General features: G+C 61.1%; 17 protein-coding genes. 6 read left to right on the top strand and 11 right to left on the bottom strand.

What is annotated here, in order from left to right; genetic code table 11:
* Positions 1 to 62 precede the first annotated feature (62 nt).
* Entirely contained in the window at positions 63 to 683 is a 621-nt protein-coding gene (locus H097_RS05865) for a hypothetical protein (protein ID WP_032858189.1), read from the bottom strand.
* A 95-nt stretch (positions 684 to 778) separates the two neighbouring features.
* Here H097_RS05865 and H097_RS05860 point away from each other — a divergent pair, with 95 nt between their 5' ends.
* The gene (locus tag H097_RS05860; RefSeq protein WP_032858188.1) at positions 779 to 1,561 is read left to right on the top strand and encodes a class I SAM-dependent methyltransferase; all 783 of its coding nucleotides are present in this window, start codon (positions 779 to 781) and stop codon (positions 1,559 to 1,561) included.
* Here H097_RS05860 and H097_RS05855 read toward each other — a convergent pair.
* Positions 1,551 to 2,225, bottom strand: a complete 675-nt coding sequence (locus H097_RS05855; RefSeq protein WP_032858187.1) for a TetR/AcrR family transcriptional regulator — start codon at positions 2,223 to 2,225, stop codon at positions 1,551 to 1,553. The genes H097_RS05860 and H097_RS05855 overlap by 11 nt on opposite strands.
* Before the next feature lie 92 nt (positions 2,226 to 2,317).
* Between H097_RS05855 and H097_RS05850 the strand changes: the two genes are divergently transcribed.
* From H097_RS05850 to H097_RS05840, 3 genes are all read left to right on the top strand, one after another.
* On the top strand, positions 2,318 to 3,421 hold the full coding sequence (locus H097_RS05850) for an efflux RND transporter periplasmic adaptor subunit (RefSeq protein WP_032858186.1): 1,104 nt from the start codon (positions 2,318 to 2,320) through the stop codon (positions 3,419 to 3,421).
* A gap of 6 nt (positions 3,422 to 3,427) precedes the next feature.
* The gene (locus tag H097_RS05845; protein WP_032858185.1) at positions 3,428 to 6,493 is read left to right on the top strand and encodes an efflux RND transporter permease subunit; all 3,066 of its coding nucleotides are present in this window, start codon (positions 3,428 to 3,430) and stop codon (positions 6,491 to 6,493) included.
* Positions 6,494 to 6,631: 138 nt separating this feature from the next.
* Positions 6,632 to 6,826, top strand: coding sequence for a hypothetical protein (locus tag H097_RS05840; protein WP_032858184.1), 195 nt, complete (start codon positions 6,632 to 6,634; stop codon positions 6,824 to 6,826).
* Between the two features lie 95 nt (positions 6,827 to 6,921).
* Here the strand turns inward: H097_RS05840 and H097_RS05835 are convergent, their stop codons facing one another.
* Genes H097_RS05835 through plsB form a run of 3 tightly spaced genes read right to left on the bottom strand, consistent with a single transcriptional unit; the run spans position 6,922 to position 10,594 of the window.
* A complete protein-coding gene (locus H097_RS05835) occupies positions 6,922 to 7,608 on the bottom strand; it encodes a DUF4197 domain-containing protein (RefSeq protein WP_032858183.1) in 687 nt (228 codons plus the stop codon).
* 25 nt (positions 7,609 to 7,633) lie between these two features.
* Positions 7,634 to 8,038 (bottom strand): YbaY family lipoprotein, encoded by a 405-nt coding sequence (locus H097_RS05830; RefSeq protein ID WP_029300136.1) that lies wholly within the window; start codon positions 8,036 to 8,038, stop codon positions 7,634 to 7,636.
* A gap of 51 nt (positions 8,039 to 8,089) precedes the next feature.
* A complete protein-coding gene (gene plsB, locus H097_RS05825; RefSeq protein ID WP_032858182.1) occupies positions 8,090 to 10,594 on the bottom strand; it encodes a glycerol-3-phosphate 1-O-acyltransferase PlsB in 2,505 nt (834 codons plus the stop codon).
* A 180-nt stretch (positions 10,595 to 10,774) separates the two neighbouring features.
* Here plsB and H097_RS05820 point away from each other — a divergent pair, with 180 nt between their 5' ends.
* Positions 10,775 to 10,984, top strand: coding sequence for a cold-shock protein (locus H097_RS05820; protein WP_003189131.1), 210 nt, complete (start codon positions 10,775 to 10,777; stop codon positions 10,982 to 10,984).
* A 143-nt stretch (positions 10,985 to 11,127) separates the two neighbouring features.
* On the opposite strand, the gene H097_RS05815 is transcribed toward H097_RS05820, so the two are convergent.
* The 4 genes from H097_RS05815 to H097_RS05800 form a co-directional block, all read right to left on the bottom strand.
* Positions 11,128 to 11,505 carry a hypothetical protein gene (locus H097_RS05815; protein ID WP_032858180.1) on the bottom strand — a complete coding sequence of 126 codons (378 nt, stop codon included), beginning with the start codon at positions 11,503 to 11,505 and terminating at the stop codon, positions 11,128 to 11,130.
* Positions 11,506 to 11,578: 73 nt separating this feature from the next.
* Positions 11,579 to 12,388, bottom strand: a complete 810-nt coding sequence (locus tag H097_RS05810) for a putative RNA methyltransferase (RefSeq protein ID WP_032858179.1) — start codon at positions 12,386 to 12,388, stop codon at positions 11,579 to 11,581.
* Positions 12,388 to 13,539, bottom strand: a complete 1,152-nt coding sequence (gene dapE, locus H097_RS05805) for a succinyl-diaminopimelate desuccinylase (protein ID WP_029300128.1) — start codon at positions 13,537 to 13,539, stop codon at positions 12,388 to 12,390. The genes H097_RS05810 and dapE overlap by 1 nt, the downstream gene beginning before the upstream one ends.
* Positions 13,540 to 13,762: 223 nt before the next feature.
* Complete coding sequence (locus tag H097_RS05800) at positions 13,763 to 16,354, bottom strand: glycosyltransferase (protein WP_032858178.1); 2,592 nt, start codon at positions 16,352 to 16,354, stop codon at positions 13,763 to 13,765.
* Between the two features lie 202 nt (positions 16,355 to 16,556).
* Here H097_RS05800 and tcdA point away from each other — a divergent pair, with 202 nt between their 5' ends.
* Positions 16,557 to 17,372 carry a tRNA cyclic N6-threonylcarbamoyladenosine(37) synthase TcdA gene (tcdA, locus tag H097_RS05795; protein WP_032858177.1) on the top strand — a complete coding sequence of 272 codons (816 nt, stop codon included), beginning with the start codon at positions 16,557 to 16,559 and terminating at the stop codon, positions 17,370 to 17,372.
* 56 nt (positions 17,373 to 17,428) lie between these two features.
* Here the strand turns inward: tcdA and H097_RS05790 are convergent, their stop codons facing one another.
* Both H097_RS05790 and H097_RS05785 read right to left on the bottom strand, forming a co-directional pair.
* A complete protein-coding gene (locus H097_RS05790) occupies positions 17,429 to 17,842 on the bottom strand; it encodes a SufE family protein (RefSeq protein WP_032858176.1) in 414 nt (137 codons plus the stop codon).
* Positions 17,839 to 19,044 carry a cysteine desulfurase gene (locus H097_RS05785; protein ID WP_032858175.1) on the bottom strand — a complete coding sequence of 402 codons (1,206 nt, stop codon included), beginning with the start codon at positions 19,042 to 19,044 and terminating at the stop codon, positions 17,839 to 17,841. The genes H097_RS05790 and H097_RS05785 overlap by 4 nt, the downstream gene beginning before the upstream one ends.
* Between the last annotated feature and the right edge of the window lie 57 nt (positions 19,045 to 19,101).

Below are 19,101 nucleotides of genomic sequence, written 5' to 3'. Positions count from 1 at the left end.
ACGGTCTAGCGGGTGGAGTGAGATCACCTGGATGGCGAGTGCTACGCGAAGGCGTAATCTGATCAAGCCGCCAGGCGCAGGTTCTGCAGGATCAGCGGGCGCGCCCAGCCGCAGTCGAAGTCCAGGGCCTTTTGCTGCTGCACCAATTCTTCTTGCGGGTACGGTTCGGCCGCAGGTGGCAGCAGGTCCAGTTCGAATTCGGCAATCGGCAGAAACAGCGGCTTGGGTTGCGGCGCAGGGCCGGGCTCGGGCAGTGGCTGGCCGGCAGTCAGCACGATTGGCCGCACCCAGCCACTTTCGAAGTTCTGCTGGCGCTGCTGGGCGACGATTTCATCCTCGGGGAACGGCACGGCCGCCGGTGGCAGCAATTGCAGTTCGAACTCGGCAATTGGCAGGAACAGCGGTTCAGGCGGGGCGATCTCGGTGTCCTGAACATCGCAATGGCGCTGGGTAACGATTTGCGTCAGCAGGTCGCTGCCGGCGCTGGGTTCGACCGAGGCGTCCACCGGCACCGGATCTGCGGCCACCTGCGCACCTGGCTCCTGGCCAAGCTGCTCGGCCAGCGCCCGGGCGAAGAAGTCCTGCCACACATGACTGACGCCGGCCAGCGCTTGGGTATTGCGCAGGCCGAAGTGGTTGTGGGTCGGCAGTACACCGGTGAATAGGGAATGAATGTCTGACATTTCTCTCGGTCGACGCTCAGGGTCTGGCAAAATGCCTGATCCTTTTTTATCGGCCGCTGTTTGCCGATCCTTAATATTTTTGAGCGTAGTAAACGATGAGCGAACAACCTGCGGCCAGCCGCATTCGGGTCGAGGCCCTGGCCGATGGTTTCCAGGCCCGTGCCGAGCACTGGGCCGAGCAGTTGGGTCTGCCCTTACAGTTGGCAGACGCCGATTTTTCCCTGCAAGTGGGGGAGCATGGCTTGCAACTGCAACAGCTGGGGCCTGATGCACCGGGTGCGGTGCGGGTGGATTTTGTCGAAGGCGGCGCAGCTCATCGCCGGCTCTATGGCGGGGGCAGTGGGCAGATGATCGCCAAGGCCGTGGGGGTGTCTCAAGGCGTGCGCCCGCGAGTACTGGATGCCACGGCTGGCCTGGGCAAGGACGCGTTTGTGCTGGCCAGCCTGGGTTGCGAGATGAGCCTGATCGAACGTCAGCCGTTGATTGGTGCCTTGCTTGAGGATGGCTTGGCGCGCGCGGCAGATGATTTTGAAGTGGCGCCGATTGTGGCGCGGATGACCTTGCTCAAGGGCAACTCCATCGAGGTCATGCGCAACTGGGAAGGTGAGCCACCGCAAGTGATCTACCTGGACCCGATGTTTCCCCATCGTGAGAAAACCGCTTTGGTGAAGAAGGAAATGCGCCTGTTTCGCCCGCTGGTGGGCGACGACCCGGATGCCCCGGCGCTGCTGGCCGCGGCATTGGCCCTGGCCAGCCATCGGGTGGTGGTCAAGCGCCCGCGCAAGGCACCGTGCATCGATGGGCCCAAGCCGAGCCACGCGCTGGATGGCAAATCCAGCCGGTACGATATTTATCCTAAAAAAGCGCTCAAGAATTAAGCGACAAGCACTGGCCGCTTGCCGCTGCGTCAGCCCTATAAGCCCGCATAAACAACCCCACCACTTCCTGCACGTGCTCCTCGGCGGCCGCTTCGCTCAAGCGTTCGCCACAGCCATACAGCAAGCGGAAATTCGCCGTGCCCTTGAGCAGGCAAAAGAAGTGCTCGGCAGCGGTAAACGGTTTGTCGATATTCAGCGCCCCGCTCTGGTTGATCTTGCCCAGCAAGCGCTCCATCCCCTGCAACATCCGCATGGGGCCGGCTTCGAAGAAAATCTGCGACAGCTTGGGATCCTGATTGCCCGACGTCATCATCAGGCGATGCAGGTTCACTGATTCATCGCTGTTGATCAGCAGGTGAAAGCCACGGGCGATGTTCAGCAGCACCTTCTCCACCGGCACGCCGTCTGGCAGCTCGAAATACATCACCGGCAGTTGTGCTTCGCACTTGGCTTCGACGGCAGCGGTGAACAGTGTCTCTTTGTCGGTGAAGTGGCTGTAGACCGTCAACTTTGACACGCCAGCCTCAAGGGCCACGGCATCCATGCTGGTGCTTGCATAACCGTTGCTCAAGAACAGGATTTTCGCTGCGTCGAGGATTGCCTGGCGTTTTGCCATGTCCTTGGGACGCCCGGGGCTATTGGTGTTTACAGGATTGTCAGACATTTTCACTTTAATACTGGACTGGTGAGTTTGGTATTAATAACATACTGACCAGTATAATTACTCCAAGCACCATTTGCGAAAGGTCCTTCAGCATGCGCAGCACTTTCCTGCCCCTCGCGTTGCCTGTCAGCCTGGCTTTTTTATTGGCCGCCTGCGGCCATGAAGAAGTGCCCCCAACCACCGTGCGCCCGGCGATGGTGGTGCAGCCGCAGCCCTCGGCGCTGGCAATGGACAGCTATCCTGGCGAGGTGCGTGCCCGTTATGAGCCGGACCTGGCCTTTCGCATTGGTGGCAAAGTCAGTCGACGACTGGTGGAGGAGGGCGAGCGCGTCAAGGCCAACCAACCGCTGGCAGAGCTCGATCCCCAGGATGTGCGCTTGCAGCTGCAGGCCACGCGGGCCCAGGTCACGGCAGCCGAGGCCAACCTGAGCCTGGTGCGGGCCGAGCGTGATCGCTACAAGACCCTGATGGACCGTCAGATGGTCAGTCGTTCCCAGTACGATAATTCCGAAAACCTCTACCGCGCAGGTGTCGCGCGCTTGCAGCAGATCAAGGCCGAATTCGACGTGGCCAACAACCAGGCCGGGTATGCCGTGCTGCGCGCCCCCCAGGACGGAGTGGTGGCCAAGCGTGCGGTGGAAGTCGGGCAAGTAGTGTCTGCCGGGCAAACCGTGTTCACCCTGGCCACCGATGGCGAGCGTGAAGTACTGATCAGTTTCCCGGAACAAAGCTTCGGCCGCTTCAAGGTGGGCCAGCCGGTCTCGGTGGAGTTGTGGAGCCAACCCGAACAGCGTTTCGAGGGGCGCATTCGCGAGCTGTCGCCAGCGGCGGATCCCAAATCGCGCACCTTTGCCGCCCGTGTGGCCTTCAACGCCGGCAAAGTCCCGGCAGAGCTGGGGCAAAGCGCGCGGGTCTTCATACAGGCCGACGGTGTCATTCCCCTGTCGGTGCCGTTGTCTGCCCTCAGTGCAGAGAACGGTGCGTCCTACGTCTGGTTGGTAAAGCCGGACAACACCCTCAAGCGCACAGCCGTGCGTATCGGCGCGTTCGGTGAGAAAAACGTGCCGGTGCTGGAAGGCCTGAGCCCGTCCGACTGGGTGATTGCCGCCGGTGTCCATGTGCTCCATGAGGGCCAGCAGGTGCGCCCGGTGGATCGTTCCAACCGGGTGGTGAATCTGGCGGCCAACAAGGAGTAGTCCCCGATGGGTTTCAATCTTTCCGAATGGGCGTTGCGAAATCGCCAGATCGTGCTGTTCCTGATGCTGTTGCTGGCTGTTGTCGGTACGTTGTCCTACACCAAACTGGGGCAAAGCGAAGACCCGCCGTTCACCTTCAAAGCCATGGTGATCAAGACCAACTGGCCCGGTGCTACAGCCCAGGAAGTCTCGCGCCAGGTCACCGAGCGCATTGAAAAGAAATTGATGGAAACCGGCGAGTACGAACGCATTGTCTCGTTCTCCCGTCCGGGCGAATCCCAGGTTACGTTCATGGCCCGGGACTCGATGCACTCGGCGCAGATTCCTGACCTCTGGTACCAGGTGCGCAAGAAGATCAGCGATATCCGCCAGACCCTGCCGCCGGATATCCAGGGCCCGTTTTTCAATGATGAGTTCGGCACCACCTTCGGCAATATCTACGCCTTGACCGGCGAGGGTTTCGACTACGCAGTGCTCAAGGACTACGCCGACCGCATCCAGATCCAGCTGCAACGGGTGCCGGATGTAGGCAAGGTCGAGTTGCTCGGGTTGCAAGACGAGAAGATCTGGATCGAACTGTCCAACCTCAAGCTCGCCACTCTCGGCCTGCCCCTGGCGGCGGTGCAGCAGGCGTTGCAGGAGCAGAACGCGGTGTCCACCGCCGGCTTCTTTGAAACCCCGAGCGAGCGCGTGCAACTGCGGGTGTCGGGTAACTTCAAGACGGTCGAAGAAATCCGCAATTTCCCGATCCGCGTGGGTGATCGCACCTTCCGTATTGGCGATGTGGCCGAGATTCACCGTGGCTTCAACGATCCTCCCGCGCCGCGTATGCGCTACATGGGGGACGACGCGATCGGCCTGGCCGTGGCCATGCGCGATGGCGGTGACATCCTGGTGCTGGGTAAGGCTCTGGAAGGTGAATTCGCACGTCTGCAGAAGAACCTTCCGGCCGGGATGGAACTGCGTAAGGTGTCGGATCAGCCAGCGGCGGTGAAGACCAGTGTGGGCGAATTCGTCCAGGTGCTGGCCGAAGCGTTGGCGATTGTGTTGCTGGTGAGTTTCTTCTCCCTTGGCGTGCGTACTGGCATGGTGGTGGCACTGGCGATTCCGCTGGTGTTGGCGATGACCTTTGCCTGCATGTATTACCTGGGGATCGGCCTGCACAAGATTTCCCTCGGCGCCTTGGTCCTGGCCCTGGGCTTGTTGGTGGATGACGCGATCATCGCCGTGGAAATGATGGCGATCAAGATGGAGCAAGGCTACGACCGGCTCAAAGCCGCCAGTTTCGCCTGGACCAGTACAGCGTTTCCGATGCTGACCGGCACGTTGATCACTGCGGCCGGCTTCCTGCCAATTGCTACCGCGCAATCGAGTACCGGCGAATACACTCGGTCGATCTTCCAGGTAGTGACCATTGCGCTGCTGGCCTCGTGGGTGGCGGCCGTGGTGTTTGTGCCTTACCTTGGGGAAAAGCTCCTGCCAGATCTGGCGAAGATTCATGCAGCCAAGCACGGCACCGATGGCCCGGATCCCTACGGCACGCCGTTCTATCAGCGCGTACGGCGCTGGGTGGAATGGTGCGTGCGCCGCCGCAAAACCGTGATCGTGCTGACGGTGCTGCTGTTTATCGGCTCGGTGGCGCTGTTCCGCTTTGTCCCGCAACAGTTCTTCCCGGCCTCCGGGCGCCTGGAGCTGATGGTCGACCTGAAACTGGCTGAAGGCACCTCCCTGAGCAATACCGCCGAGCAGGTCAAGCGCCTCGAAGGTTTGCTCAAGGAACATGCGGGGATCGACAACTATGTGGCCTATGTCGGCACCGGCTCACCGCGTTTCTACCTGCCGTTGGACCAGCAACTGCCGGCGGCCAGCTTTGCCCAGTTTGTGGTACTGGCCAAGACCATCGAGGAGCGTGAAAACCTGCGCACCTGGTTGATTGAGACCCTCAACGAGCAATTCCCCGATGTGCGCTCGCGGGTTACCCGCCTGGAAAACGGCCCACCGGTTGGTTATCCGGTGCAGTTTCGCGTGACTGGCGAGCACATCGAAGAAGTGCGGGCCCTGGCGCGTAAAGTTGCAGCCAAGGTCCGTGAAAACACTCATGTGGCCAATGTGCATCTGGATTGGGAAGAGCCGAGCAAGATCGTCTACCTCAATGTCGATCAGGACCGTGCTCGTGCCCTGGGCGTGAGCACGGCCAACCTGTCGAAATTCCTCCAGAGTTCCCTGACCGGTTCCAGCGTCAGCCAATACCGGGAGGACAACGAGTTGATCGAGATCCTCCTGCGCGGCACCGTGCATGAGCGCACCGAGTTGTCGCTGCTGCCGAGCTTGGCGGTACCGACCGACAACGGCACCAGCGTGGCGCTGTCGCAGATTGCCACCCTGGAGTATGGTTTCGAGGAAGGCATTATCTGGCATCGTAATCGCCTGCCGACGGTGACTGTGCGTGCCGATATCTACGGCAAGGAGCAACCCGCGACCCTGGTCCAGCAGATCCTGCCGACCCTGGCCGAGGTGCGTGCCGAACTACCGGACGGTTATCTGTTGGACGTAGGTGGCACCGTGGAGGATTCCGCCCGTGGGCAGAACTCGGTGAAGGCCGGTGTGCCGCTGTTCATCGTGGTCGTACTGACCTTGCTGATGCTGCAACTGCGCAGTTTTTCGCGCACGGCCATGGTGTTCCTTACCGCGCCGCTGGGGCTGATCGGCGTGACGCTGTTCCTGTTGGTATTCCGCCAGCCGTTTGGTTTTGTGGCCATGCTGGGGACTATCGCGTTGTCGGGGATGATCATGCGTAACTCGGTGATCCTGGTGGATCAAATCGAGCAGGACATCAAGGCCGGCCTGGATCCGTGGCAGGCAATTATCGAGGCCACCGTGCGGCGCTTCCGGCCGATTGTGCTGACGGCACTGGCGGCGGTGCTGGCGATGATCCCGTTGTCGCGCAGCGTGTTCTTCGGGCCGATGGCGGTGGCGATCATGGGCGGGTTGATTGTGGCGACGGCGTTGACCTTGCTGTTTTTGCCGGCGCTTTATGCGGCGTGGTTCCGGGTCAAGCCGAAGTCGGTATAGGCCTGCGTAAATCGGCTACAGGATTAGGAACTGTTTCTTGCGGATCTGCCACTCAGGGAAACCTGGAATGCAGGTACCTTTTTCTGGGTGACGGAGTTGCCACAGGACTAGGTTCTATTAAACCGTGAGGAGTTACCTATGGGCTTATTTGCGATGGGTGGAATAGGTATTGGTATCGGTATGATGCCGATGATGGGCTTCAAAATGGGGAAAGGTTTCGGCAAGGGCAAGGGCAAATCCAAGCCTCCGCCCTGCCATCATCACCACCACCACCACGCTCAACCGCCGTTTTCTAATAGCGTAAAGTTCGAGGGAAAAATCACCTACGGCTGATGATGGCCAGGTGCATACCCCTCGTGCAGTAACACAAACGCCCCGATTATTCGGGGCGTTTGTGTTTTGTGTCCGGCAGGCTGGGTGCAGCGTACTTACAGCGCGCCAAACACTTTTTTTGCCAGGCTGGTCGCGGCGGCTGCCGGGTTCTGGCGAATGCTTTCTTCCTGTTGGGCAATCATCTTGAACAAACCGTCCAGCGCTTGTTCAGTCACGTAGTTTTCGACGCTGTCGGCCTTGCCACCGAGCAAGCCCATTGGGGCTTTTTTGGCGAGTGCGTTGTACTGCTGGGCGACACCGACCTTGTCCGTGGATTGCTTGACGATCGGCAGGAACTTGGCGCGGATCTGCTCACGGCTGCTTTTGTCCAGGTATTGGGTCGCCGAGTCCTGGCCGCCGCTGAGGATGCCCTTGGCATCGCTCACGCTCATGTTTTTCACGGCATTCACCAGAATCGGCTGGGCCTGGGTCACGGCGGATTCGGCCGCTTTGTTCATGCTGGCTTCAAGTTGGGTGATCTGATCGCCCATGCCGAGCATTTTCAGGGCGCCGGAGGCTTTTTCCAACTTGCCGGGCAAGCCGATCTTGACCTCGGGGTTATTGCTGAAACCACCAGGAGCTCCCAGTTGCTTGACGGCAATCTGCGCGCCCTGGGTCAGTGCGTCCTTGAGGCCACCGGTTGCGTCGCCCTGGGACAGATCGCCCAGGGACAGGGCCATGGCGTTGGCGCCGAGCAGCAGGCCGGCACACAAGGTGGTGAGGCGAAGAGAGGTACGGAGCATGGGCGCTTCCTTTTAGTCGACGGGATCAGTGGGCAACGGCGTCAACGCGCAGGCGAAGCGGCTGCGGATCCTGGCCGTTCAACTGCACCGAATGGCGCTCGGTGGTGATAAACATTAGCTTGCCATCCAGCTCGATGCGAGCACTGACCGAATAGCTGTGGCCAGGCTTGACCTGTGCAGGGTCGTAGCTCAGGTGGAAGGGCAGCGGTACCTGCTTGCCATTGACCGGGCCTTTTTGCTCGGCCAGGGTGACGGCCGGTGCATCGGCCAGCGAAACATCTTGCAGGCTCACGCTCAGGGTCGCGGTAGGTGGCAGGGCTATGCGTTGCAGGTAGAACACTTCGCCATCAAGGCTGGCTTTAGGGGCAGGGTTCATCGAGTGACAGGCTCCCAGCAGGGCGGTCAGGCCCAGGAGAATGATTTTTTTCATGGTACAGCTCCTTGTCAACGGCGCCAGAAACACCCTGGCGCCTGGGTAAATCTAGCGGGTTTCGACCGGCTCGGCGTCCGGCGCGGACGTTTCCTCGTTGCGGTGCAACGCCACCTGGCGAATCGACAGGCGAATTTCCGCCGGCAACACCCGTTTGGCCGCGCCTTCGGCCAGCTCGCCGAGCAGGTCGTGGTAACTCAACTTACCGGCTTCATCGCGGCGCAGCACATCTTGCTCCAGCAACGTCTGAATGAAATGTCGGAAAAGGCTCTTATCGAAGAACTCCGGGGCATTCAAACCATGCAGGATCGACAGGCGCTGGGCCATGACCGTGCACAAGTCTTCCAGCTCTTCGGCGCTGATGCTGTTCTGGCCACTGTTGAGCAGCAGGGAAATGGCCATGTAGAAGCGTTGCAGGGTCTGGGCAATGCTCTTGGACAGCAGGGTCAGCAGTACAAAGTTGCGTGAGCTGGGGGCCGGGCGCAGGTAGATGTTGTTTTCAAAACGCAGCAGGCCTTGTTCCACCAGGGCTTGGAGCCATTGATCGACCACGGCGTCCAACTCGTCCAGGGACCAGCGGATAAACAGTTCCGACTGCAGGTACGGGTAGAGCGCGCGGGTGTAGCGCAGGATCTGTTCGCGGCTCATGCGCGAGCTGCTCTGGAAGAAGCTGGCGAGCAGCGCAGGCAGGGCGAAGATGTGCAGCACGTTGTTGCGGTAATACGTCATCAGGACCGCATTTTGCTCGTCCAGATACAGGATCTTGCCCAGGGCATCGCTTTGTTCCGACAGCAGGTCCATGTCCTTGACGTGCTTGATCAGGGCCTGGCCATCGCCCTCGGGCAGCGTGGTGTGGGGCGAGTAGGGCACCCGGCGCAGCAGCGCCAGGTACAAGTCCAGCACCCGCGCCATGGCCTGGTCGTCCAGGGCCAGGCGGCTGGTAGACAACAGCGCCAGCGCCACCAGGTTCACCGGGTTGATCGCGGCGGCCTCGTTGAGGTGCTGGGCCACGCGCTCGCCGAGGCGGTTGGTGGTTTCATTGAGCCAGGCCGGCTTGTAGTTCGGTGCCAGTTCCTGGGCGCGCCAGTCTGGTTGTTCCTGGTCGAGGAACTCAGCCAGCTTGATCGGCTCGCCAAAGTTGACCGCCACCTGGCCAAAACGCTGTTTCAAGGCGCCAATGACCTTGAAGATATCGAAGATCGACTCTTTCTTTTTCGTCGCGCCACGCAGCTCGCCCAGGTAGGTACGGCCTTCCAGCACCCGCTCGTAGCCGATATACACCGGTACAAACACAATCGGCATGCGTGAGGAGCGCAAAAAGCTGCGCAGGGTGATCGCCAGCATCCCGGTCTTGGGTTGCAGCATGCGCCCGGTCCGTGAACGTCCGCCCTCGACGAAGTACTCCACCGGAAAGCCTTTGGTGAACAGGGTGTGCAGGTATTCGTTGAACACTGAGGTGTACAGCGGGTTGCCCTTGAACGTACGGCGCATGAAAAACGCCCCGCCACGGCGCAGCAGGCTGCCGATCACCGGCATATTGAGGTTGATCCCAGCGGCAATGTGCGGCGGAGTCAGGCCGTTCTTGAACAGCAGGTACGACAGCAGCAAGTAGTCGATATGGCTGCGGTGGCAGGGCACGTAGATCACTTCGTAACCCTGGGCGACCTTTTGCACACCCTCGATATTGTTGACCTTGATGCCGTCGTAGATCTTGTTCCAGAACCAGCTCAGGACCACTTCGAGGAAGCGGATCGCGGTGTAGGTGTAGTCCGAGGCGATTTCGTTGCCATAGCGCAGGGCCTGGGCCTTGGCTTTTTCCGGGGCGATATTTTCCCGTTCGGCTTCATCGAGGATCGCCTGGCGCACCAGCGGCATATTGACCAGGCCTTTGACCAGGTTGCGTCGGTGGGACAGGTCGGGGCCGATCACCGCGGTCTTCAGGTTGCGAAAATGCACCCGCAGGATCCGTTGGGCCATGCGCACCGTGCGTTCGTGGCCTTTATTGTGCTCGATCAATTCACGCAGGTTGATTGGCGCGGAGAATTGCACCCGAGTCTTGCGCCCCAGGATCAGGATGCTCAACAGACGGCGCAGGCGCCCGGTGACGGCCCAGCTGTCGGCGAACAGCAGTTTCCAGGGGCTCGACTCACTGGCTGGCGACTGGCCCCAGAACACACTGACCGGGATGATCTGCGCATTTTCTTCGGCATGTTCGGTCAAGGTGTTGACCAGGCGCGTCAAGGTCGGCGGTGCGCCGCGCTTGTCCTGGCGGCCGAGCCAGTCCGGGTCGGGGGTCAGGTAAAAGAATGCCGCCGGCTCCATCAATGGGCCAACGGACACCGGCAGCACCGGGCGCGGCAAGCCGGCCTTGGTGCACTCGGCATCCACTACGGCCAGTTCGGTCAGGGAGGGCGATTGCAGGACGTAGAACACCGGCCGGCTGCGGTCCAGGTTAAGGGTGAGGGACGACTGGTTGATCGTCTCGGAGCGAACCCAGAGGTACAACAGTCGGCGCAAGGTGCCAAATACCAGACGGCGGAACGGGGAGCGGGTCATAGGCGTGCTGCTTTGAGTGGAAAAAACCGAGCAGGCGCTCGGGCGGGTAGTGTGCCGTATTCGCCGAAAATCGGCAAAAAAGCAGCGATGTAAACTTGAGTTGATCGTTTTTGAGCCTGTCTTATACTCGGCAGTTCAATGCGAGCGACTCAACAATAAAAAGCATGTGGGAGTAAACAGATGACAACGCGCGAAACCGGTAATGTGAAGTGGTTCAACGACGCCAAGGGTTATGGCTTTATCCAGCGTGAAGATGGCAAGGATGTGTTTGTACACTACCGCGCCATTCGTGGTGAAGGCCACCGCTCCTTGGCAGAAGGCCAGCAGGTGGAGTACGCCGTGGTGACCGGCGAGAAGGGCTTGCAGGCTGAAGATGTAGTCGGTCTTTAAAGCAGATTTCTGCACCGCTGCTGAACCCATGTGGGCGCGGGCTTGCTCGCGATAGCGGTGAGTCAGTCACTGTAGAGGTTGACTGATTGACCGCTATCGCGAGCAAGCCCGCTCCCACATTTGATTGGGTTCACAGGTCAGGATCAGGCAGTTTTCCAGGTGATCTGTTCTTCACCGTCTTCGCTGATGCGGATCCAGGTATCGGCGCTTTCTTCACCTTCCTCTTCGACCCACGTACCCGGCGCGCAGCGCACTTCAACGTTCAGTGCGGCAAAGGCGGCACGCGCGCAGGCGATGTCGTCGTCCCACGGGGTCTGGTCGCTTTCCAGGTACAGGCTGTTCCATTTGCCCACGGCTTTGGGCAGCCAGGTCACAGGCACGTTGCCGGCCTTGCACTTGTAGGTCTGGCCCTTTTGTACCCAGTCAGTACACGGCCCCAGGGCGCCGCCGAGCCAGGCAGCGATGGCCTTGTAGTCGACGTCGGCGTCCTTGAGGTAAATCTCGATATCGGGTTGGCGCATGGATGTTCCTCGTTGCGGGATTCGAAAATCCATTCGCGGATTCAGGTTGGGCATTGAATGCCCGGAAAGTCGGTTATTGAAGCACGAAATAGTCGTAGCGCATGGATACGGTGACCAGCAGCGGTTCGTCCTGCTCGATCACCTGGGCGCGGCGCTCGGCACTGGCACGCCAGCCGTGGGGCGTCATCGCCAGTAGGTTGGCGCGGTCCCTGGGCTCGGCCAGGCTGAGCTGGAACTCCAGGACTTCGCTGTGTTGCAGGCTCATGCCATCCGGTACCAGGGCCAAATGCTTGTCGTCGGTGTATTCGCGCACTTCGTCGTACAGGCGTTCGCGCAACTCCATCAGGTGGCCGCTGGTCGGGCCGACCTTCATCAAGCCGCCGCCCGGGCTGAGCAGGCGCTTGGCCTCTTGCCAGTCCAGCGGGCTGAACACACTGGCGAGGAATTGGCAGCTGGCATCGGCCAGCGGCACACGGGCCATGCTGGCGATCAGCCAGGTCAGTGTCGGGTTGCGCTTGCAGGCGCGCTTGACCGCTTCCTTGGAGATATCCAGGGCATAACCATCGGCGCGCAGCAGGGCGTCGGCGATTTGCGCGGTGTAATAACCTTCGCCACAGCCGATATCCAGCCAGCGCTGGGGCTTGCGCTCGGCGGCAAGTGCCGCCAGGCGTTTGGCCACGGGGGCGTAATGCCCGGCATTGAGAAAGTCGCGGCGCGCTTCAACCATCGCCAGGTTATCGCCTGGGTCACGGCTGTTCTTGTGCTGCACCGGCAACAGGTTCAGGTAACCCTGGCGAGCCCGGTCGAAACGATGCCCGGCCGGGCAGGCCACGCCGTTGTCCACTTCATTGAGTGGCGCGCTGCAAATGGGGCAAGCGAGCATCAGGCGAGCAACTTGATCAGGGTCTGGTAGTAGATTTCGGTCAGCACATCGAGGTCGCTGGCCAGAATGCGTTCGTTGACCTGATGGATTGTCGCGTTGACCGGGCCCAGTTCCACCACTTGGGTGCCGAGGGTCGCGATAAAGCGCCCGTCGGAGGTGCCGCCACTGGTGGACGCCTTGGTCTCGCGCCCGGTGATGGCCTTGATGCTGGCCGACACCGCGTCGAGCAACGCGCCCGGCTCGGTGAGGAACGGCAGGCCCGACAGCGCCCACTCCACATGCCAGTCCAGGCCATGTTTGTCGAGAATCGCCGCGACCCGCTGTTGCAGGCCTTCGACGGTGGACTCGGTGGAGAACCGGAAGTTGAACACCGCCGTCAGGTCGCCGGGGATCACGTTGGTCGCGCCGGTGCCGGAATTGAGGTTGGAGATCTGGAAACTGGTCGGCGGGAAGAAGGTGTTGCCGTCGTCCCAATGTTCGGCGGCCAGTTCGGCCAGGGCCGGGGCGGCCAGGTGGATCGGGTTTTTGGCCAGGTGCGGATAGGCCACATGGCCTTGCACGCCGCGTACGGTCAGGGTGGCACCGAGGGAGCCACGACGACCGTTCTTCACCACGTCGCCCACCAGGGTGGTGCTCGACGGTTCGCCAACGATGCACCAGTCCAGGCGCTCCTTGCGCGCGGCCAGGCGCTCGATCACGGCCTTGGTGCCGTGGTGGGCCGGGCCTTCTTCATCACTGGTGATCAGGAAGGCTACCGAGCCCTTGTGATCCGGGTAGTCCTTCACGAAGCGCTCGGAGGCGACGAGCATGGCGGCCAGGCTGCCTTTCATGTCGGCGGCGCCACGTCCGCAGAGCATGCCGTGCTCGTCGATCAGCGCGTCGAACGGGTCATTCTGCCAGGCTTGCACCGGGCCGGTCGGGACCACATCGGTATGGCCGGCGAAGCACAGCACCGGGCCTTCGTGCTTGCCGTGGGTGGCCCAGAAGTTATCCACATCTTCGATACGCATCGGCTCAAGCGCAAAGCCGGCGTCGCCCAGGCGCTGCATCATCAGCTTCTGGCAATCAGCGTCAACAGGTGTCACCGACGGGCGACGGATCAGGTCGATAGCGAGTTGGAGGGTCGGCGAAAGGTCGGCGTGGGCCGTCATGGGAAAACTCCGGAAATCGAGGCGGCGATGTTCTAACTGTAGGAGCGAGCTTGCTCGCGAAAAACGCCAAGGCACCGTGTGCATTCAGGATGCACACGTCATCGTTAGCGATTTTCGCGAGCAAGCTCGCTCCTACAGTGATGGGCGTAAGGCACACAAAAGGGCCGTTATCTTATAGCAAAACGGCGGCCAGAGGCCGCCGTTTAGTGGATTGCGCAAGTTTTTACGCCGCCGTTGCAGGCTCCGGCGCTGCCGCCGGCTTGGGCAGCGATGACAGGAACGCCATGATCAGCGCGGCGACATACGGCAGCGACTGCACCAGCAGCATCACCACCCAGAAGCGCATGTCATTGCTCGGCAGGCCTTGCACCAGGTAAATCCCCAGTGCTGCGCCCCACAGCAGCAACATGATGAACATTTCTTCGCGGGCTTCGGAAATCGCGACCCAGAAGCCGTGGTTATCCGCGTTTTTCGGTGTACGAAAGAACGGAATACTGGTGGTGAAGAAACCATACAGCACCGCCTTGGCAATGGTATGGGACAACGCCAATCCGGCCAGGGCCGCGCAGAACGCATCCTTGAGGTTCACGCCAACGGCGCGACGGTAGAGGAAGATGATCTTGCCGACCTTGAACACGAACAACGCCAACGGCGGGATCGCGAAAATCAGCAACGGCGGATCAACCCGCGTTGGCACAATGATCATCGCCGCCGACCACAACAGGGCACCGACGGTGAAGAAGATGTTCATGCCATCGGCCACCCACGGCAGCCAGCCCGCGAGGAAGTGATAGCGCTGGCCACGGGTCAGTTCGGTGTCCTTGCCGCGCAGCAGGCTGGCGGTGTGGCGCTTGATGATCTGAATCGCGCCATAAGCCCAGCGGAAGCGCTGTTTCTTGAAGTCGATAAAGGTGTCGGGCATCAGGCCCTTGCCGTAGCTGGTGTGGTAGTACGCAGCCGACAGACCTTTCTCGAATACCCGTAGGCCCAGCTCGGCGTCCTCACAGATGCACCAGTCGGCCCAGCCCAGTTCTTCGAGCACCGAGCGCCGGGTCATGGTCATGGTGCCGTGCTGGATGATCGCGTCACGGTCGTTACGCGTGACCATGCCGATATGGAAGAATCCCTTGTATTCGGCGTAGCACAGCTTCTTGAAGGTGCTTTCGTTCTGGTCGCGATAATCCTGGGGCGATTGCACCACGGCAATTTTCGGGTCGGCGAAGTGCGGCACCATGTGTTTGAGCCAGTTCGGCGATACGCAGTAGTCGGAGTCGATCACCGCGATCACTTCGGCATCCTTGGCGGTATGCGGGATCAGGTAGTTCAGCGCGCCGCCCTTGAAACCGGCCAGGGGCGCGACGTGGAAGAACTTGAAGCGCGGGCCTAGCGTCTCACAGTAGTCGCGCACCGGTTCCCACACGGCAGGGTCCTTGGTGTTGTTGTCGATGATCAGGACTTCGTAGTCCGGGTAATCGAGGGCGGCCAGGGCGTCGAGGGTCTGTTTGACCATCTCGGGGGGCTCGTTGTAGCAGGGCACATGGATCGACACTTTCGGGCGGTAGTCCGAATCCCCCTCAACCGGCAGGAATTCACGCCGGCGCTTGTGGGTCCAGACCGCTTCCGCCAACTCATGAGCCTCGGTCAGCAGCACGATAAACACCCCGAGCGCACCGAGTGCCAGGAGGAAACCCACTGTCAGGCTGAACCAGGTGCTGTATTGCTGGCTGTAGTCGTAGCCGATCCATACCAGCACCGAGCCACACAGGAACGCGATAAAGGTCAGGAAGGTGCGGCCACGCTGGCGCAGGGCCGAGCCGTCGATCATCAGTAAGGTCAGCGACAACAGCGCCAGCACCACCGAGCCGATGGCCAGCACCCGCCATTGCGGAATCGCCACCACCGGGCCTTCGAAGTTGAATTTCTGCTGGCGCGCGGCGTTGAACACGCCCCAATAGGCGCCGACCGAGCCTTCATCACTGGCTTTCCAGGGTTGGTCGAAGGCTTCGATCACGAAGTAGTTGTAGCCCTGGCGATTCAGCTTGTTCACCAGGGTACGCAGGTAGATCGCCTGGTCGGCAGGGGACGCGTCCGCGCCACCGCGCATCCGGCCATTGCTCGGCCAGCCGACTTCCGACAGCAGCAGCGGCTTTTTCGGGAAGGTCTTCTTCAGATCCTTGGCGCGGTCAAGGACGAATTGCCCGGCCTGGGCCATCGGCACATGTTCCCAATACGGCAGGACGTGCGCGGCGATCAGGTCGACATGCTTGCCCAGTTGCGGGTTGTGTTCCCAGATGTGCCACTGCTCGGAGGTGGTCACGGGCACTTTGACGGCGGCGCGCACCCGGTCCAGCAGGACAATCAGCTCTTCGGGGGTGATCTCCTTGCGGAAGATCGCCTCGTTACCAACCACCACGCGGACCACGCTACGCGAGCTGTTGGCAATCTCGATGGCGCGCTGGATTTCCCGCTCGTTGCGCTCAAGGTCCGGGCTGATCCAGATCCCCAGGGTCACCCGCAGGCCGAACTCTTCCGCCAGCTTGGGGATATTCCCCAGCGGGCCGTCGACCGAATAGGTCCGGATGTTGTCCGTCAGCTTGCTCATGATCGCAAGGTCCTGACGCATCTGCTCGTCGGTCGGGTACTGGTCTTTCTGCGGGTACTGGCCTTGCTGGAACGGCGAGTAGGAAAAACCGGAGATTTGCTGTGGCCAGTTGGGGGTGGTGACCGGGCGGTTGATCAGCGCCCAGAAACCGGTGAACAGCGCGGCAATCGCCAGCACTACCACCAGGTTGAGTCCAAATTTACGCGATGACATAGCTGTTTCGGGTTCCAAAGGGTGTGGAACGAATGGAGGTGTCGAACGGCGCGCATCCTACACCGGCCCTTCCCTGACCGTACAGCAAGCCAGGAAAAACCGGGCATTGGGCAGCGAAAGCACGAGTAAGTTCTTTACTTATAGCTTGTAGCTTAGAACTTATCGCTGCGTAGCCCTATAATGCGCGCCGGTTTTTGGGGTAATGGTCATGAGTACAGAAGATCCACGGTTTGCAGGCGTCGCCCGTCTCTATGGCATTGACGGCCTGGAGCGCTTGAAAGCGGCCCATGTGGCCATCGTCGGCGTGGGCGGTGTCGGCTCGTGGGCGGCGGAAGCCATGGCCCGTTGCGGTGTGGGCGAAATCTCGCTGTTTGACCTGGACGATGTGTGCGTCAGCAACAGCAATCGTCAGTTGCATGCGCTGGACAGTACGGTGGGCAAGCCCAAGGTCGAGGTAATGGCCGAACGCCTGCGCGCGATCAACCCCGATTGCACCGTGCATGCGGTGGCGGATTTTGTGACCCGCGACACCATGGCCGAGTACATCACGCCTGACATTGATTGCGTGATCGACTGCATCGACGCGGTCAACGCCAAGGCGGCGCTGATTGCCTGGTGCAAGCGTCGCAAGATCCAAATCATCACCACCGGCGGCGCGGGCGGGCAGATTGATCCGACGCTGATTCAGGTGTGCGACCTGAACCGTACCTTCAATGACCCGCTGGCTTCGAAAGTGCGCTCCACCTTGCGCCGCGACTATGGGTTCTCGCGCACCGTGACCCGCCATTACAGCGTGCCGTGTGTGTTTTCCACCGAACAGCTGCGCTACCCCAAGCCGGACGGCAGCATCTGTTTGCAGAAGAGTTTTGTCGGTGATGGCGTGAAGTTGGACTGCGCCGGCGGATTTGGCGCGGTGATGATGGTCACCGCGACGTTCGGCATGGTCGCGGCGACCAAGGCGGTTGACAAGATTGTGGCCGGGGTGCGCAGGCCTTCGGAACGGGTCAAGCCTGCATAAATATCACGACCCTGCATCAGTCAAAAATGTGGGAGCGAGCAAGCCCGCTCCCACATTTAGTGTTGTGTATGGCTCAAGTCGCGCATGCGTTGCAGGACTGCGTTCAGGCCATTGCTGCGCGACGGCGACAACTGGCGGGAAAGCCCCAGTTGGTTGAACCAGTCGGGCAGGTCGACCGCTTGTAACTCGTCCGCCGACAGCCCATTGACCCGCGCCAGTAGCAAGGCCACCAACCCGCGAATCAAGCGCGCTTCGCTGCTGGCAGCAAACTGCCAATGGCCGTCGTGCAGTCGCCCCACCAGCCACACCAGGCTTTCACAGCCTTGTACCAGATTGGCGTCGACCTTATCGGCATCAGCCAATGCCGGCAGCCGCTCACCCCATTGCATCAGCATTCGCGCGCGTTGTTCCCAGCTTCCAACGGCCTGAAAGGCTTGCAGCGCGGCCAGCGCATCCACTGGCACGTTCATCGCAGCATGTCCAGCGCCTGATCCAGCGCTTCAAAAAAGCGCTCCAGGTCGTCGGAGTCGTTGTACAGCGCCAAGGACACCCGGATTGCCCCCGAGAGCTGCAGGCGTTTGAGCAGCGGCATCGCACAGTGATGACCGGCGCGCACGGCGATGCCTTGTTCGGTCAGCAAGTGGGCGAGGTCGGCGTTGTGTACGCCCTCGACGACGAAGCTGGCCAGGGCCACTTGGGGCGCACCCAGCAGGCGCACGCCATTGCGTGCCCGCAAACCGCGCAGCAGATAGTCGTGCAGCGCGGCTTCATGGGCGATCACCGCCGATTGATCCAGGGAACTCAGGTAATCCAGGGTCGCGCCCAGGCCAATCACCCCGGCAATCGGCGGCGTACCGGCTTCGAAGCCCAGGGGGGCGGGACGGAAGCTGGCACTGTGGTAATCCGCCTGTTGCACCATCTCGCCACCAAACTGCCAGTGGCGGAGCAAATGCAAGGCTTCGATGCGGCCGTAGAGCACGCCGACGCCGTCCGGGCCATAGAGCTTATGGCTGGAAAATACATAGAAATCACAGCCCAGCGCCTGCACGTCGTGGCGCCCGTGGACAATGCCCTGGGCGCCATCGACCACGGTCAGTGCATCGTGGGCCTTGGCCAGCGCCAACAGTTGCGGCAGGGGTTGCCAGACGCCCAGTACATTGGACAGTTGGCTCACCGCCAGCAAGCGGGTCTGCGGGCCGATAAGCTGGGCTGCGGCTTGTAGGTCGATCAAACCCTCGTCATCGAGGGGCAGCACCACCAGCTTCAGCTCGCGACGCTTGGCCAGTTGCTGCCAGGGCAGCAGGTTGGCGTGATGCTCCAGGGCGCTGATGACAATCTCATCGCCCGGGTTGAAAAGGGGCTCAAGGCCATAGGCCAGGAGGTTCAGCGCAGATGTCGCGCCGTGGGTAAAGATGATCTGCCCGCTGTCACCGACGTTGAGCCATTGCGCCACTTTGCTGCGACTGTCCTCGAACCCTTGAGTCGCATGGGCGCCCGGCAGATGCTGGGCGCGATGCACATTGGCTGCGCCATTGGCGTAGTAATGGTTCAGGGCGTCCAGCAGGGCTTGAGGTTTTTGCGTGGTGGCGGCGTTGTCCAGGTAGGTCTGGTCTTGCCGTTGCAAGGTAGCGATAGCCGGGAAGTCGGCGCGCCAGGGCGAGGGCACAAGCATGGTTTCAAGACTCATATGAACAGGCCGCGTTTTCGAGCGCGGCCTGTTCCGGTGGCA

Source organism: Pseudomonas sp. FH4 (assembly GCF_000510915.2).
GTDB classification, from domain to species: Bacteria; Pseudomonadota; Gammaproteobacteria; order Pseudomonadales; family Pseudomonadaceae; genus Aquipseudomonas; species Aquipseudomonas brenneri.
This window is presented reverse-complemented; position numbering and strand designations above follow the sequence as displayed.